This window comes from Gordonia sp. G4 (genome assembly GCF_057770005.1).
This window is the reverse complement of sequence record NZ_CM173442.1, coordinates 3,133,996-3,150,411: the sequence shown is the minus strand read 5'-3', so window position 1 is coordinate 3,150,411 and position 16,416 is coordinate 3,133,996. Positions and strand designations below refer to the sequence as shown.

Annotated in this window: 14 protein-coding genes; 7 read left to right on the top strand and 7 right to left on the bottom strand. The window is 69.3% G+C overall.

Annotated features, from left to right (window positions below):
* The first annotated feature begins 4 nt into the window (after positions 1 to 4).
* The 3 genes from AC3B5T_RS14050 (at position 5) to AC3B5T_RS14040 (ending at position 4,182) form a co-directional block, all read left to right on the top strand.
* Complete coding sequence (locus AC3B5T_RS14050) at positions 5 to 1,162, top strand: acyl-CoA dehydrogenase family protein (RefSeq protein ID WP_488357581.1); 1,158 nt, start codon at positions 5 to 7, stop codon at positions 1,160 to 1,162.
* A 354-nt stretch (positions 1,163 to 1,516) separates the two neighbouring features.
* Positions 1,517 to 2,326, top strand: coding sequence for an SGNH/GDSL hydrolase family protein (locus AC3B5T_RS14045; RefSeq protein ID WP_488357580.1), 810 nt, complete (start codon positions 1,517 to 1,519; stop codon positions 2,324 to 2,326).
* Between the two features lie 32 nt (positions 2,327 to 2,358).
* Positions 2,359 to 4,182 (top strand): ABC-F family ATP-binding cassette domain-containing protein, encoded by a 1,824-nt coding sequence (locus tag AC3B5T_RS14040; protein WP_488357578.1) that lies wholly within the window; start codon positions 2,359 to 2,361, stop codon positions 4,180 to 4,182.
* A 39-nt stretch (positions 4,183 to 4,221) separates the two neighbouring features.
* Here AC3B5T_RS14040 and AC3B5T_RS14035 read toward each other — a convergent pair whose 3' ends face one another.
* The 3 genes from AC3B5T_RS14035 to AC3B5T_RS14025 are packed head-to-tail and all read right to left on the bottom strand — an operon-like array spanning position 4,222 to position 7,072.
* Complete coding sequence (locus AC3B5T_RS14035) at positions 4,222 to 5,367, bottom strand: alpha/beta hydrolase (protein WP_488357574.1); 1,146 nt, start codon at positions 5,365 to 5,367, stop codon at positions 4,222 to 4,224.
* Positions 5,368 to 5,384: 17 nt separating this feature from the next.
* Complete coding sequence (locus tag AC3B5T_RS14030; protein WP_010844377.1) at positions 5,385 to 6,350, bottom strand: 4-(cytidine 5'-diphospho)-2-C-methyl-D-erythritol kinase; 966 nt, start codon at positions 6,348 to 6,350, stop codon at positions 5,385 to 5,387.
* Positions 6,351 to 6,403: 53 nt separating this feature from the next.
* Positions 6,404 to 7,072: an HAD family hydrolase gene (locus AC3B5T_RS14025; protein WP_055475358.1), complete on the bottom strand. Its 669-nt coding sequence runs from the start codon at positions 7,070 to 7,072 to the stop codon at positions 6,404 to 6,406.
* A gap of 141 nt (positions 7,073 to 7,213) precedes the next feature.
* Here AC3B5T_RS14025 and AC3B5T_RS14020 point away from each other — a divergent pair, with 141 nt between their 5' ends.
* The gene (locus AC3B5T_RS14020) at positions 7,214 to 8,206 is read left to right on the top strand and encodes an LLM class F420-dependent oxidoreductase (protein ID WP_055475297.1); all 993 of its coding nucleotides are present in this window, start codon (positions 7,214 to 7,216) and stop codon (positions 8,204 to 8,206) included.
* 124 nt (positions 8,207 to 8,330) lie between these two features.
* Here the strand turns inward: AC3B5T_RS14020 and rsmA are convergent, their stop codons facing one another.
* The 4 genes from rsmA to AC3B5T_RS14000 all read right to left on the bottom strand — a co-directional run bounded on the left by rsmA (position 8,331) and on the right by AC3B5T_RS14000 (position 12,347).
* Positions 8,331 to 9,317 (bottom strand): 16S rRNA (adenine(1518)-N(6)/adenine(1519)-N(6))-dimethyltransferase RsmA, encoded by a 987-nt coding sequence (rsmA, locus tag AC3B5T_RS14015; RefSeq protein WP_488357572.1) that lies wholly within the window; start codon positions 9,315 to 9,317, stop codon positions 8,331 to 8,333.
* Positions 9,281 to 10,447: a resuscitation-promoting factor gene (locus AC3B5T_RS14010; protein ID WP_488357570.1), complete on the bottom strand. Its 1,167-nt coding sequence runs from the start codon at positions 10,445 to 10,447 to the stop codon at positions 9,281 to 9,283. The genes rsmA and AC3B5T_RS14010 overlap by 37 nt, the downstream gene beginning before the upstream one ends.
* Positions 10,448 to 10,538: 91 nt before the next feature.
* A complete protein-coding gene (locus tag AC3B5T_RS14005; RefSeq protein ID WP_488357568.1) occupies positions 10,539 to 11,456 on the bottom strand; it encodes a TatD family hydrolase in 918 nt (305 codons plus the stop codon).
* A gap of 57 nt (positions 11,457 to 11,513) precedes the next feature.
* Complete coding sequence (locus AC3B5T_RS14000) at positions 11,514 to 12,347, bottom strand: PhzF family phenazine biosynthesis protein (protein ID WP_488357567.1); 834 nt, start codon at positions 12,345 to 12,347, stop codon at positions 11,514 to 11,516.
* 181 nt (positions 12,348 to 12,528) lie between these two features.
* On the opposite strand from AC3B5T_RS14000, the gene AC3B5T_RS13995 reads away from it, so the two are divergent.
* From AC3B5T_RS13995 to AC3B5T_RS13985, 3 genes are all read left to right on the top strand, one after another.
* Positions 12,529 to 13,251 carry a beta-phosphoglucomutase family hydrolase gene (locus tag AC3B5T_RS13995; protein ID WP_010844384.1) on the top strand — a complete coding sequence of 241 codons (723 nt, stop codon included), beginning with the start codon at positions 12,529 to 12,531 and terminating at the stop codon, positions 13,249 to 13,251.
* Positions 13,248 to 15,605 carry a glycoside hydrolase family 65 protein gene (locus AC3B5T_RS13990; protein ID WP_044506266.1) on the top strand — a complete coding sequence of 786 codons (2,358 nt, stop codon included), beginning with the start codon at positions 13,248 to 13,250 and terminating at the stop codon, positions 15,603 to 15,605. Before AC3B5T_RS13995 ends, AC3B5T_RS13990 begins: the two co-directional genes overlap by 4 nt.
* Positions 15,606 to 15,690: 85 nt before the next feature.
* Positions 15,691 to 16,413, top strand: a complete 723-nt coding sequence (locus AC3B5T_RS13985) for a HEAT repeat domain-containing protein (protein WP_488357566.1) — start codon at positions 15,691 to 15,693, stop codon at positions 16,411 to 16,413.
* The last annotated feature ends 3 nt before the right edge of the window (positions 16,414 to 16,416 follow it).

The following is a 16,416-nucleotide window of genomic DNA, read 5'->3' as shown; positions in this document are numbered from 1 at the left end:
CCACATGCAGCGTCGCATCTTCACCGAGGACCACGAATCGTTCCGCAAGACCGTCCGGGACTTCATCGCCAAGGAGGTCGCGCCCGTCTATCACGACTGGGAGAAACAGGGACATCCGCCGCGTGAGTTCTACAACCGGCTCGGCGAACTCGGCGTCCTGGGCATCGAGGCGCCCGAGGAGTACGGCGGCGGCGGTGTCTCCGACTTCACCTACTCGATGGTGATCGCCGAGGAGACCTCGGCCGCGGGTGTCACCTTCGGCAGCTACTCGGTGCACTCGAACCTGATCCTCCCCTACCTCGTCGAGTACGCCACCGACGAGCAGAAGCAGCGCTGGCTGCCCGGATTCTGTTCCGGCGAGCTGATGTTCGCGATCGCGATGACCGAACCCGGCACCGGTTCTGATCTCGCCAACATCTCGACCACCGCCAAGCTGTCCGAGGACGGATCGCACTACGTACTCGACGGCGCGAAGACGTTCATCACCGGCGGCGCACTCGCCGATCGCGTCCTCGTCGTCGCCCGGACCGCACCGTTCGATCCCGAGAACCGTCGTGCCGGATTGTCGATCCTGGTGGTGGACACCAAGTCCGAGGGATTCTCGGTGGGCCGCAAGATCGAGAAGATCGGACTCAAGGCCTCCGACACCGCCGAACTCTCGTTCAGTTCGGTCGAGGTTCCCGTGTCCGACCGGCTCGGCGAGGAGGGAGCCGGGTTCTCGTACCTCGCGCACAACCTCGCGCAGGAACGACTCACCATCGCCATCGGGGCGTCGGCCACCGCCGCGGCAGCCGTCCAGCATGCGATCGCCTACACCAAGGAGCGCGACGTCTTCGGCAAACCCGTTGCCGCGTTCCAGAACACCAAGTTCGTGCTTGCCGAGTGCTCTGCCGAGGTCGAGGCGATCCGCGCGATCGTCGACCGCGCACTCGAACTCCACAACGAGGGCGAACTCACCGTCCCGGACGCGGCCCGCGCGAAGCTGTTCGCCACCGAGACCGCCGGCAAGGTCATCGACAAGTGCCTGCAGTTGCACGGCGGGTACGGCTACGTCCTGGAGTACCCGATCGCCCGGCTGTACGCAGACACCCGCGTCACCCGCATCTACGGTGGCACCAGCGAGGTCATGAAGACGATCATCGCCAAGGACCTCGGCCTGTAGGTGTCATGCAGGTCGCCGCTCCGACTGTCGCTCCCTGAAAACCACCCCACGGAGCCGGGCCGGGCGACCCATCGGCAGCTGTCCGTTTCCTACGGGTGGTCTTCAGCCTGCTCGTGTGATATCCGCCGCTCACGCCCCCGGCAGGGTTCGCGCAGCCCGCGGTAACAGTCGACCGATGCGTACCGACAACCCCGGTGAACGCTCAGCCCAGTCCGGTTTCCCGTCCGCCGGTCGTGCCTTAAGATTCCCTGAGCAATCGGCGGGTAGCGGAAGTGGTGTGCGTTGGTGGGGTTTGTCCGGGGTGGGGTCCGAGTATTGGCGACGGTGCTGGTCACCGCGTTCGTGGTGTCGCTGATGGCAGCAGTTTCCGCGCCCGCGCAGGCGGCCCCGGCGCGCTACACCGGTGGCACCTACGTGGCGCTCGGTGATTCGCGTGCGTCCGGGAGCTTCTACACCCCAACCCCCGCGTATTTCGGCGGCTGCAAGCGGTCGGCGTTCAACTACCCGACCCTCGTCGCCGGGGCCACTCTGCCGCGACGTTTCGTCGACGCCTCGTGCGCGGGCGCCCAGGCGGCGCACCTGTACCAGGCCCCCCAACACACCAGCGGTGGCACGAAGCCGATTCAGCTGCATCTGGTCCCGCGCGACGCGCAACTGATCACGGTGAGCATCGGCGGCAACGACATGCGGTGGAACGCGATCCTGAACCAATGCCGGACGCCCGCGTTCACCGACCGGCGCTGCCGCCACAACCGCGGCCTCGAGAACGAGGTCCGGCGTCGGATCGACCTGATGGAGAGCCGGGTGACCCCGGCGCTGCGCGCAGTCCGGAAGAAGGCACCCAACGCCCAGATCATCGTCGTCGGCCTGGGTGGCTTCATCGGGTTCAGCGGGTGCTGGCCGCTCGTCCCGCTGAGCGACCCCGACGCCCGGTGGATGCGTGAGGTCTTCAACCGCGCCAACGGCGCGCTCTGGCGGGCGTCGACCAAGGTCGGTGGCACCTTCATCGACGCCAACCGCCGATCGGCGGGGCACGATGCGTGCAACCTGATCAGCCCCTGGTACGAGAGCTCGCTGTCGAATCGCATCGCCCTGCCATTCCACGTCAACCAGGCCGGCGCCGTCGCCTTCGCAGCCATGATCAACGGGGCCATCCGCCGTTAGCCCGACACCGGGCACCCACTAGCGTTTGTCGGGTGGCTCATCTACTCGGCGCGGAAACCCTAGGCCTGGAATACCCGACCACCAAGGTCTTCGAGTCGGTGTCCCTCGGCGTCAACGAGGGCGACCGCATCGGCATCGTCGGGCGCAACGGCGACGGCAAGTCGAGCCTGCTGGCGATGCTCGCCGGACGGATGCAGCCCGATTCCGGTCGCGTCACCGTCCGGGGCGGCGTGCGTGTCGGCGTCCTGGATCAGGTCGACGTCTTCGACGACGACGAGACCGTCGGGCACGCCGTCGTCGGTGACCGTCCCGAACACGAATGGGCGGGCGACGCCCGCGTCCGCGACGTCATCGGGGGACTACTCGGGGACGTCGAGTGGACCGCGCCCACCGCGTCACTGTCGGGTGGTCAGCGACGCCGGGTGTCCCTGGCACGGCTGCTGGCCGGTGAGCACGACGTCCTCGCGCTGGACGAGCCGACCAACCACCTCGACGTCGAGGCCATCACCTGGCTCGCACAGCACCTCAAGCGCCGCTGGCCGGCCAACGCCGGCGGACTGATGGTCGTCACCCACGACCGGTGGTTCCTCGACGAGGTCTGCACCGTCACCTGGGAGGTACACGACCGGATAGTCGAACCGTTCGAGGGCGGATACGCCGCCTACATCCTGCAGCGCGTCGAACGCGACCGGCAGGCCGCGACCATCGAGGCGCGCCGGCAGAACCTGGCACGCAAGGAACTGGCCTGGTTGCGTCGGGGCGCCCCGGCACGGACATCCAAGCCGAAGTTCCGGATCGACGCGGCCAACGCACTGATCGCCGACGTACCGCCGGTTCGCGACACCGTCGCCCTGCAGTCCCTGGCCACCGCACGTCTCGGCAAAGACGTCGTCGACCTGCTCGACGTGTCGGTGTCCTACGGCGAGCGCAATGTCCTCGACGGCGTCGAGTGGCGGCTCGCGCCGGGTGAGCGCACCGGCATCCTCGGGGTCAACGGCGCGGGCAAATCCACGCTGCTCGGTCTCATCGCCGGGACGGTGGAGCCGACCGGCGGACGGGTCAAGCGCGGCAAGACGGTCAAGGTCGCGACCCTCACGCAGCGCCTCGACGACCTCGACCGGTACCTCGACGATCCGGTCCGCGTGGTGATCACGGAACTGCAGACCACCTACACCTTCGGCGCCGGGTCGAAGGCCCAGGAACTCTCGGCATCGCAGCTGCTCGAACGGCTGGGCTTCGACAGCGCGCAGCTCTCCACCCCGGTCCGCGATCTGTCCGGCGGACAGAAGCGACGCCTGCAGCTGCTGCTGATCCTCCTCGACGCCCCGAACGTGCTGATCCTCGACGAGCCGACCAACGACCTCGACACCGACATGCTCGCCGCGCTCGAGGATCTCCTCGATTCCTGGCCGGGCACGCTCATCGTCGTCTCGCACGACCGGTACTTCCTCGAACGGGTCACCGATCAGCAGTTCGCCGTCCTCGACGGCAAGTTGCGACACCTCCCGAACGGGGTCGACGAGTTTCTGAAACTCCGTGCGGCGCAGTCGAAGGCGGCCGCCTCCGGATCGGGTTCGGGCGGTTCGGGTTCGGGCCGTTCGACGTCGACGGGCGGTGGGTCGGGTTCGGCCCTGAGCGGCGCGGAGCTGCGCGCGGCGAACAAGGAGCTGGCCGCCCTGGAGCGTCGGATCGACAAGTTGCACAGCACGATCGACTCCGCGCGAGCGGCGCTGGCCGACCATGATCAGTCCGACTACCAGGGGCTCGCCGCCGAGACCGAACGCATCCGCGCCATGGAGACCGAGCTGGCCGAGGTCGAGGACCGCTGGATGGAGCTCGGCGAAGCCCTCGAATGACCGGCGGCCCGGGCCGGTCGTCGTCGGCGAAGGATCTCGTCAGCGGCCGAACGACTCCCGGATCGCTGTCATCACGTCGGGCAGCGACTCGTCGACGACGCTGCTGTGATCGGCACGCGCGTAGGTCTTGAGGTCGACGTCGGTGCCCGCGTCGCGCATCGCCGACCGCAGGGACCGGGACAGCGGGTAGGGCAGAACCGGATCGAGAAACCCGTGTGCGAGGGTGACTTTCGCCGGGTATCCGGACGCGGGGACCTCTGCGTACTCGCGCAGGGCGTCCCGGAACTCCTGCTCGTCGGTGAACGACGACGCGACGAGTGAACCCGGTGACACCGACCGCAGCGCGTCGACCAGATCGCCGTTGCACCGGGCGCGCGCCCGGTCGAGGAAACGCTTGCCGTCGGCGGTCAGGAAGTCGGCGACACCGAGCTCCGGATGGGCGTGGTCGAGACCGGCGAGGGTGAACAGGAACGGCGCACTCAGGACATTCAGCGCGCCGAGGCCCGGGACGCGGGGGCCGAACAGTCCGAAGAGGTTCTCCAGCGACGACACCGGGGCGATCGCGACGATGCCGGCGACCGGCAGTTCGGGTGCGTGCTCCGCGGCGAGGCGGCCCGCATGCAGCGCGGCGTGACCGCCCTGCGAATGACCCGTCGACACCCACCGCGACCCGAGTGAGGGGTCGACCGACCGTGCCGCACGGATCATGTCGAGTACCGAATACGCGGCCGCCCGGCCGCCGAGGTACTCCGTCTCCCCCGCCGATCCGAGCCCGGCGTAGTCGGTGGCGGTGACCGCGTAGCCGGCGTCGAGTGCCGCCCGCACCGGCGCCTCGACGCCGTCGCCGAGGCGGTGCAGGGTCGGCGCGCACTCATCGGAAAGGCCCACCGTCCCGTGCGCCCAGGAGACGATCGGCCAGCCGCCGGCGGGCGGCACGCCTTCGGGCACCCAGTACACGCCGCTCGACATCGCCGGACGTCCGTTCTGATCGCGCGTCGCGTAGGTGATCCGGGTCCCCGCTCGGGCCGCCGACGGGAGTTCGTCGTCGGCGACCTCGGCGGTGGTGAACACGAACCCGTCGGCGGGTGCGGCGGCCACGGCGGAGCCCGGCACGGCGACCGCCGACAGCCCGAGCAGCAGGGCGACGACGGTCGACGCGACGACTGCGAAGGGTCTACGGGGCATCGATCAACCGTAGGTGATCAGCGCCGGAGATCGGCTCCCAGGACTCGCGTCCCGGCAGCCGGACCGCTGGCGGTTCGGACCGATCGAGCAACTCCGGCGCCGGACAGTTCCGCGGCGACGTTCACCGCGCTGGTCTCGTCGGCGCACAGGAAGGCGCACGTCGGACCCGACCCCGACACGATGCCGCCCAGCGCTCCGGCGTCGATCCCGGCGCGCAGCGTCCGGCGGAGCGTCGGCTGCAGCGAGAGCGCAGCGGGCTGTAGATCGTTGTGCAGCAGCGGCGCCACCGCGCGCGGGTCGCCCGACGCCAGCGCCTGCATCAGTTCGTCGGGGCGTCGGAGCAGGTCGCGTTCGTCGTCGTCGGCGCACTCGCCAGAACGGCTGCCGCGCAACCGATCCAGTTCGCGGTACACCGCCGGCGTGGACAGCCCTTCGCGCGCGAGTGCCAGGACCCAGTGGAATTCCCCGCGGGAGAGGACCTGCATCAACCGTTCGCCGCGCCCGGTGCCGAGCGCGGTGTTGCCATGCAACGCGAACGGGACGTCGCTGCCCAGACCCGCGGCGATCGTGGCGAGGTCGTCCCGGCCGATGTCGAGTTTCCAGAGGGCGGCGAGTGCGACGAGCGCCCCCGCGGCGTCGGCGCTGCCACCGGCCATGCCGCCGGCCACCGGGATCGTCTTGTCGATGTCGATGGCGACCTTGCCGGACCGGTCCGCCCAGTCGGCCAGTGCCAACGCCGCGCGTACCGCGAGATTGGACTCGTCGGCCGGGACCGACCCGGCGCCTTCACCGCGGACGGTCACGGTCGTCTCGTTCGCACGGGCCACCCGGATGTCGTCGTGCAGGGACAGCGCCTGGAAGACGGTGACCAGGTCGTGATACCCGTCCTCGCGGCGCGGACCGACCCCGAGGTGCAGATTGACCTTCGACGGAGCCCGTGCGGTGACGGAGTCCGACACCACCGACAGCGACGTACGCGACACAATGATCCAGACTAGCGCCCCGGGGTCGGCCTCGCGCCAATCGACGCCGTCGCTCAGGGACGCCAGTCGCGGTCGACGAGCTCACCGACGTGCTCGACGACGAGCACCGCCCCCGAGTCGCGCAACTCACCCTCCGAGAACCCGCCGGAGCGCACCGCAACGCACTCCGCCGGCAGCCGGTGCGCCGACGCCACATCCCACACCGTGTCGCCGACGACCACGGCCCGCCCGCCGCCGGCCTCGTCGAGTGCGACCGACAGGATATCGGGCGCCGGCTTGGACGAGTCGGCGTCGTCCGAGGTCGTCACGGCGGCGAAGTCGTTCCGCGACAACCCCATCGACTCCAGCGCCGCATCGGTGAACTCCGACTTCCCCGACGACGCGAGAGCCACCCGATACCCGGCGTCGAGCAACCCTCGGACCAGGTCGGCTGCGCCGGGGAGCGGACGGACGTCGGGTAGCAGCCGGCGGTAGTGCCCCTCCCAGTCGTCGCGGAGCGTATCGCCGAGCGAATCCTCCACCTCGTCGCCGCAGATCTCGCCGACGAGGCGGTCGCCGCCCATGCCGATCGCCCGGTGCACCCGCCACCACTGCGGGATCAGGTCGTGGCCCGCGAAGGCCCGCATCCACGCCAACGCGTGGAGGTAGGTCGAGTCGACGAGGGTACCGTCGACATCGAGAAGCACGGTGTCGATCGACCCATCCGCTTTGTGGTCCGGCATCTGCACCTCGTTTCCGGGGTCGAGAACCGCGCCCCGTCGTCGGACGTCCGCCGTCCGGGCACCACCGTCTCGAGCGTCCCGGATTCGGACCTACGACTCAACGCCTACACCGAAGCGACCGATCTCGCAGAGGAGAACCCCATGGCAACGCGATTCGGCTACACCCTGATGACCGAGCAGGCCGGCCCGAAAGAGCTGGTGCGGTACGCCGTCGGCGCCGAAGACGCCGGCTTCGACTTCGAGGTGTCGAGCGACCACTACTTTCCGTGGCTCTCGGCCCAGGGTCACGCACCGTACGCGTGGACGGTCCTGGGAGCCGTCGCCCACGCGACCGAGCGGGTCGACCTGATGACGTACGTGACATGCCCGACGATCCGCTATCACCCGGCGATCATCGCGCAGAAGGCCGCGACGCTGCAGATCCTCGCCGACGGTCGCTTCACCCTCGGTCTGGGCTCGGGCGAGAACCTCAACGAACACGTCGTCGGCGAGGGCTGGCCGTCGGTCGCCGACCGCCAGGACATGCTCGCCGAGGCCATCGAGATCATCCGCAAGCTGCACACCGGCGAGCTCGTCGACTTCCGCGGCGAGTTCTTCCAGGTCGACGCCGCCCGGATCTGGGATCTCCCCGATCAGCCGGTCCCGATCGGTGTCGCGGTCGCAGGCAACGCGGGCATCGAGACGTTCGGCCCGCTCGCCGACCACCTGATCGCCGTCGAACCCGACGCCGACTTCATCAACGCCTGGAACGCGCACCAGTCGACGACGACCGTCGACGGACAGCGGTCCCGCGCGATCGGGCAGATCCCCATCAGCTGGGATCCCGACCGCGACAAGGCGATCGAACGTGCGCACGATCAGTTCCGGTGGTTCGCCGGCGGATGGGATGTCAACGCCGACCTGCGGACCACCGCGGGATTCGCCGCCGCAACCCAGTTCGTCACGCCGGACGACGTCGCTGGCAACATCCCGTGCGGCCCCGACCTCGATCAGATCGTCGAGGCCGTGAAACCCTTCTGGGAGGCCGGCTTCACCGACATCGCGCTCGTCCAGATCGGGGGCGACACGCAAGACGAGTTCCTGCGCGACGCCGCACCCGCGCTGCTGGAGAAGTTGCGAGCCGCGTCGAACTGAGTCCGAAAGCGCCCCTGAGATCCGCCCCGCGGGCGGCCGCGAGCGACGATGTCGCCGCGACGCCTCCTGTGGGTGGATTCCAGGGGCGGTTTTCGTCAGGCGCAGGCGCAGGCAGCAAACCCGATCAGGTGGTGCGTGCGAGCCGGACGAAGTCGTCGACGTCGAGCTTCTCGCCCCGCTCGCCGGGATCGATACCGGCCTCGCGCAGTCGGCGTTCGGCTTCGGCCGCCGATCCCGCCCAGCCGGCGAGGGCCGAGCGCATCGTCTTGCGGCGCTGGGCGAATGCGGCGTCGATCGCGGCGAACACCTGCTGCCGGTCGAGCGGGTCGGTCGAATGGTCGTCGGTGCGTTCGATGCGGACGAGTCCTGACTCGACCTTGGGTTCGGGCCAGAACACGTTGCGTCCCACCGAACCCGCCCGGCTCACGCGTCCGTGGTAACGCGCCTTGACGCTCGGTACGCCATAGGTCCGGCTGCCCGGACCCGCGGCGAGACGGTCGGCGACTTCCGCCTGCACCATCACGAGCGCGGTGGTGATCTCGGGGAACAGTCCGAGCAGGTGCAACAGGACCGGCACCGAGACGTTGTACGGCAGATTCGCGACGAGGGCGGTCGGTACCACCGGGAGGTCGTCGCGCGTCACGTGCAGGGCGTCGGCGAGGATGACCTCGAAATTGTCCTGCCGGCTCGGCGCGTACTCCGCGATGGTGTCCGGAAGACGTTGCGCGAGAACCGGATCGATTTCGATTGCGATGACCTTGCCGGCCGTCCCGAGTAGCGCGAGGGTGAGCGAGCCCAATCCCGGGCCGACCTCGAGGACGGTGTCGCCGGCGCCGACACCCGACGCCGCGACGATGCGTCGCACCGTGTTCGCGTCGTGGACGAAGTTCTGTCCCAGCGTCTTGGTCGGCCGGACACCGACCTCGGCTGCGAGCTCCCGGATCTGCGCGGGTCCGAGCAGGCGCGGGGCTTCGTCGGGCGTGCCCGCAGGTGTCTCGTCGGGCGTGCCCGCAGGTGTCTCGTCGGGCGTGCCCGCAGGTGTCTCGTCGGGCGTGCCCGCGGGCGTCTCGTCGATCAGCGCAGGCCCAGCTTGGACGAGCAGGACGGCCACGCGCCCCAGCCCTGGACCGCCTGGGTCTTCTTCGCGATCGCGATCTGCTCCTCGCGGCTGGCGAGGTCGGCTCGCGGAGCGTACTCGAGACCGCCCCAGCGCTCCCAGGTGTTCTGGTCGAACTGGACGCCGCCGTAGAAGCCGTTGCCCGTGTTGATCGCCCAGTTGCCGGTCGCCTCACACGCGGCGAGCGCGTCCCACACCGACCCCGGCGGCACGAACGGCGCACCCGGCTTGGTGCCGATGCGGACGGTGGCCGCGACGGGCTCGCTGAGCACCTCGCTGGTCAGCTTGTCGCGCTTGACGACCCGGCCGTTCACGGTGGTGACCTTGTAGGTGACACGCGCCTCGCCGGGAGTCCCCTTCCTCTCGACCACCTTGCGATCGCGGACGAGGGTGGGGTCCTCTTTCTTGACCTCCGGCGGAGCGACGGGCTCGGTGAGGGTGACGTCCTCGGTCTTGATCCGGGTGACGACGATCTTGAGGTTCGGGGTGACCTTGGTGTCGGCCGCGGGGGTGACCTTGTCCTCGGCGCCCAGCGGCGTCCCGAGTGACTCGAGCAGATCTCTCACGGTGTGTGCGGCGACGGTCGGACGCTTCTTGGCCGGGCCGTCGACGAGAGTCACCGGCTTGGGCAGCGCGACGTCGATCTCGCCGCCGTCGACCGGGAGTTCGTTGCCGAAGACGGCCTGCTCGGCGGCGTGGCTCAGCCCGCGTTCGGCCAGCAGCTGATCGACGGTCGAGGCGTTGGTGACGATCCTCTCCGGCTTGCCCTCGACGTCGAGGGTTACCTCCTTGAGCCGGTTGACCTTGATGGTCTGGCCGTCGCCGAATCCGGAGTCCAGGCCGGGGCTCACCTTGTCACCGTCCGCGGGGGCGAGCCCCTCGGACTCGAGGAGACTCTCGACGGACATCGCCATGGTGGACACGTGCCGAACGTCGCCGTCGACGTCGATCGCGACGTTCTTGTGCATGGCGACGCCCATGATCCCGCCGGCCGCGACGGTGGCGCAGACGGCGCCGACCGCGACGCGGACTCGCAACGAGTTCGATCCGTTGATCTTGGAGAAGACCGTTTTTGGCGACGCCGGGGTGGACGACTCTGGGTTCGGCAAGGAAGGCAAGGGCACGACATCCTGATAGGCAACACTGGCACCACGTCGGCCGACTGGATCTGCACGCCGGCCAGGCGGATCACAGTACGATAACGAACCGGCCAGATTATGGCAAAGGGATGCCGTACACCCGGCGCGCGTTGGCCCCGAGGGTTTGTGCCATCTCCGCGTCCGTCACCCTGCGCACCTCGGCGAGCACCCGCGCCGTGTACGGCAGGCAATACGACTGATTCGGCTGGCCACGGTAGGGATGCGGGGTCAGGAACGGCGCGTCGGTCTCGACGAGAAGCTGGTCGTCGGGCACGAGTTCGGCCGCGATCCGGAGTTCCTCGGCGTTGGCGAAGCTCACAGTGCCGGCGAAACTGAGCATGAAGCCACGCTCGACACATTCGCGTGCAACATTTCGGTCACCGGAGAAGCAGTGCATGATCACGGATTCGGGCGCGCCCTCCGCGGCCAGGACGTCCAGCAGATCCCGGTCGGCCTCACGGTTGTGGATCATCAGCGGCTTGCCCACCCGCTTCGCGAGGTCGATGTGCCAGCGGAACGTCTCATGCTGCACCCCGGGTGGCGCGCACTCGTCGGACTTCCCGGGCCAGTAGTAGTCGAGACCCGTCTCGCCCACCGCGACGACCCGCGGGTGACGCACCATCTGTTCGAGCTCGGCCGCGGTCTCGTCGGTCAGATCCCCGGCATGCATCGGATGCAAGGCCACCGCCGCGTAGACCCGATCGTCCCATTCCGCGGCCGCGACCGCCCAGCGCGCGTCGACCATGTCGTCGGAGACGGTGACCACATGGTCGACGCCGACGGCCTGCGCGTGGTCGCAGATCGCGCGGACCGCGTCGGCGTCGCGTCCGCCGCACGCCGCGAGGTGGGTGTGCGCGTCGACGAGACCGGCCAGCGGAGCCGGGTCCGGCGGTGGTTCGCGCCGACGACGCTTCTTCGCGGCCTTGTTGCTCAGGGTCTCGCCGCCGTTCGGCTCGGCAGGCCCCGTGCCGGGGCCACCAGGGGCGTCGCTCATGGCACCCACCTTGGCACAGAGCGCCCGACGCCTCCGGCCGCGGTGCGCCCCGACCGCCTAGAGCGTCACCGTGCCCTCGATCACCGTCGTGGTGTCCCCGCCGATCCAGATGTTCTCGCCGTCGTCGTGGACGTGGATGCGCCCGGCACGGCCGAGTGCCGCACCCTGCGCGGCGACATAGGACGCCGGTGCGTGGCCGTGCGCGCGCAACCACATCGCGATACCGGCGTTGAGACTGCCCGTCACCGGGTCCTCGGGGACACCGATCCCCGGCACGAACGCCCGCACCTCACCGAAGACCTCGCCGTCACCCGAGCCGTACCGCCCGAACAGCCCGACCTTGTGATCCCCGAGGGCCGGGATGTCCGGCGCCACCTCGAGCACCCGCTCCCCCGACCCGAGCTGCAGCACCATCCATTCCGGCCCGTTGTCGACCCACTCGGCCGCGAGGACCTCGCCGACATCGACTCCCAGCGCGGCTGCGACCTCGGCGACGACCGCGGGCTCGACGGGGCCGGACCGCCGCAACGGCGGCGCCGCGAAGGCCAGGCGTGCACCCGAGCGCCGCAGTCGGACCATGCCGACGCCGCACTCCTGCACGATGTCCTCCCCGGCCGGGCGGCCGCCCGTCGTCAGCCAGGCATGCGCGGAGCCGAGAGTGGGGTGCCCGGCGAACGGCAATTCCCCGTCCGGGGTGAAGATACGCAGGCGGTAGTCCGCGGCGGCGTCGGTCGGCGGCAGCACGAACGTCGTCTCCGACAGATTGGTCCAGCGGGCGAACGCGGCCATCCGGTCGTCGGGGATGTCGGCGGCGTCGAGCACCACGGCCACCGGGTTACCACCGGTTCCAGTGGCGGAGAACACATCGATCTGGGCGAATCGTCGGGTCATCGGTTCATCGTCTCACTCCCAGTTGTTGCCCGGTCAAAGGGTTTTCGGGTCGCCCACCCCGACCCGGGCGGACATCGCCCGACACGACGGGTACACGCGCGCGGACGTGGTCGAGGGAAAACGGTCCGCCCGGCCACGCAAATCGCGCCGGAGTCGTCCGGGACGGGTAGCGTGGCGAAGCGTGTTGGGATTGCCAGATTCGATCACCGTCGCACTGTTCGACCTCGACGGAGTTCTCACCGAGACCGCGGTGCTACACCGCAAGGCATGGAAGAAGGCGTTCGACGCCTTTCTCGCCGCGCGCCTGGGCGGCGCGGACCATGCCGACTTCGTCGAGTTCACCGACCAGGACTACCTCGCCTACGTCGACGGGCGTCCCCGCGAGGACGGCGTCCGGGCCTTCCTCGCCTCCCGAGGGATCGACGACGTCGACCCGCAGACCGTGACCGAGATCGGGAACGGGAAGAACGACATGTTCCTGGTCAGCCTGGCCGAGGACGGTGGGCAGGCGTATCCGGGTTCGGTGCGATACCTCGAGGCGGCGCGAGATGCCGGCCTCCGGATCGCGGTGGTGACCTCCTCGAAGAACGGAGCAGCAGTGCTGGATGCAGCGGATCTGTCGAAATTCGTCGAGGTCCGGGTGGACGGGCTCGACATCGTGACGAAGGGCCTGAAGGGCAAGCCCGCTCCCGACTCGTTCCTCCTGGGCGCCGAGCAGATGGGCGTCGAACCCGCTGCGGCGGCGGTCTTCGAAGACGCCATCTCCGGCATCCAGGCCGGCAGCGCGGGAGCATTCGGCTACGTCGTGGGTGTCGACCGCGTCGGTGGTGTGCAGGCCGAGGCCATGCGCGCGGCCGGTGCCGACGTCGTCGTGACCGATCTCGTCGAATTGCTGCCCGCATGACCGCCGAGCACGGCCACGACTTCGGCTTCGAGATCCATCCGTGGCAGCTGAAATGGCGCGGCGGAGTCGATCTGGACATGCTCGGCCGAACCGAGACACTGTTCGCACTGTCCAACGGGCACATCGGTTTACGCGGGTCGTTCGAGGAAGGCGAGCCCGTCGACCATCCCGGCACATACCTGAACGGCTTCTACGAGCTGCGCGGCCTGCCCTACGCGGAGAGCGGCTACGGCTATCCCGAGTCCGGACAGACCGTCGTCAACGTCACCGACGGCAAGATCATCCGGTTGCTGGTCGAGGACGAGCCGATGGACCTCCGGTACGGGCGTACCGAGGAGCACGAGCGGACGCTGGACTTCCGGACCGGCACCCTCCGTCGTCACACGGTGTGGACCTCACCCACCGGCCGCAAGGTCCGGATCAAGTCCGAGCGTCTCGTGTCCTTCACCAAGCGCACGATCGCGGCGATCCGCTACGAGGTCGAGCCGGTCGACGAGGACATGAAACTCGTTCTGCAGTCCGATCTCCTGGCCAACGAGCCGGTGCCGGCACCGGGCAACGACCCGCGCCTGGCGGCCGCGCTGGACGCCCCGCTGGTCTCCGACCTCGCCACCTGCCGCAACTACTGGGGCATGCTGGTCCACCACACCAAGAAGTCCGGCCTGCACATCGCGGCCGGGATGGACCACGAGATCTACTTCCCCGACAAGGCCGACACCTTCATCCGCGCGGACGGTGACCTGGCCCGGCTCACCATCGCGGCCAACGTGCCGAAGGGCAAGAGCCTGACCCTCACCAAGTACATGGGGTACGGCTGGTCGGCCCGACGCTCGGTGCCGGCGCTGCGTGCCCAGGTCGACGCGGCGCTCGCGATGGCGATGGAGACCGGCTGGGATTCGCTCAAGGCCGACCAGGTCCGCTACCTCGAGGACTTCTGGCGCGACGCCGACGTCGAACTCGACGGCGATCCGGAGTTGCAGCAGGCGGTCCGGTTCGCGCTGTTCCACGTGCTGCAGGCCGGCGCGCGCGGTCAGTCCCGCGCCATCCCGGCCAAGGGGCTCACCGGCCCCGGCTACGACGGTCACACCTTCTGGGACACCGAGAGTTTCATCCTCCCGATGCTCACCTACACGGTCCCCGCCGCCGCCGGCGAGGAACTGCGATGGCGCCACTCCACCATGGACAAGGCGAAATCCCGCGCCGCCGAACTCGGTCAGCGCGGGGCGATGTTCCCGTGGCGGTCGATCAACGGCGACGAGTGTTCGGGCTACTGGCCCGCGGGCACCGCAGGCGTGCACGTGTCCGCCGACATCGCCAACGCCACGGCCCGCTACCTCCGGGCGACCAACGACGAACAGTTCGAGACCGAGTGCGGCGTCGAACTCCTCGTCGAGACCGCACGACTGTTCGCCGGCCTCGGGCACCACGACGTGAACGGCAAGTTCCGCATCGACGGCGTCACCGGTCCCGACGAGTACACCGCCGTGGTGAACAACAACACCTTCACCAACCTCGCGGCGCAACAGAACCTGCGGGACGCCGTGGCGGCCGTGCACCGCCGGCCCGACCTCGCCGAACAGTTCGGGGTCACGACCGCCGAAGCGGCGCACTGGGAAGCGTGCGCCGACGACATGACGATCCCCTACGACGACGCCCTCGGCGTCCACCAGCAGTGTGAGTCGTTCACCCTGCTGGGGGCCTGGGACTTCGAGTCGTCGGTCGGACGCTATCCGCTCCTGCTGAACTACCCGTATTACGACCTCTATCGCAAGCAGGTGGTCAAGCAGGCCGACCTGGTGTTCGCGACCTACCTGTTCGGCGACGCGTTCACCGCCGAGCAGAAGCTGCGCAACTTCGACTACTACTACCCGCTGACCGTCCGCGACTCGTCGCTCTCAGCGTGCTGTGAGGCGGTCACCGCCGCCGAGGTCGGCTACCCCGACCTCGCCTACGATCTGCTCGCCGAGTCGGTGTTCACCGATCTGCACGACCTGCACAACAACGTCAGCAGCGGCCTGCACATCGCCGCACTCGCCGGTGCCTGGACCGACTGCGTCGCGGGTTTCGGCGGCATGCGTGACTTCGGCGGGAACATCACGTTCGCGCCCCGGCTCCCTCGGCGGCTGACGTACATGTCGTTCCGCATGATCATCCGCGACTCGAAGATCGTGGTGGCCGTCGACAAGGACAACGCGACGTACCGGCTGCTGTCGGGTCCGCCGATCGACCTGGCCCATCACGGCGAGAAGTTCACGCTCGAGTCGGCCCCGGTGACCATGCACATCCCAGAGCTGGAGTATCGCGAGCCGCCGAAGGCGCCACCGGGATGCGAACCCTACCGACGGGAGATCTAGGGCCCGGCCCGACGGTCGGGGTCCGCGCACTTGACGTTGTCACTGTGTCAAGGGGTGTGATCGACGGCGAAGGAGGTGGTCGACGATGACCGACCAGACTATTCGACCGTTCGATCCCGCGCTCGTGGCCGCACTCGCGGCCGGTGACGCGTCGACGAGGCTCCGTGCCGCGATGGCCGCGGGCACCAACCCGCATCCCGGGTACGTCGACGATCTCATCCGACGCTGCGCCGTCGAACCGGACTTCTTCGTGCGGGACATGCTGACCTGGGCCCTGACGCGCCTACCGGCCGACCTCACGGTGCCCGTCCTCCTCCCCCAGCTGGAGTCGGCGTCACCCCAGGCCCGGGCGCAGGCCCTGCACACCCTGTCGAAGATCGGCGACCGGTCGGCATGGACGTCGATCTCCCCCACGCTCCTGCACGACGCCGACGACGAGGTGGCCCGCACCGCCTGGCGGGCCGCCGTCGTCCTGGTCCCGGCCGGCCGCGAGACCTGGCTCGCGAACGAACTGGCCGGCGAACTGGGCCGCGGGAGCACCGACGTCCGGCGGAGTCTCAGCCGTGCCCTCGCCGGACTCGGCGACTCCGCGGCCGGGCCGCTCGCGACCGCGAAGAAGCGCGGTGATCGCGAGGTGCGGGCGCACGTGGCCGCGACCGAGCGACTGATCGACGATCCGGAAAGCGACTTCGAGGCCACCTTGGAATTCGCCTCGCGCTTGAACGGTGATGCCTCCGAAAGGGATTCGTCCGACGGCGATTCGTCCGAGCAGCATTCGTCCGGCGCCGAGTCGGTCGACGGGGCGTGACGG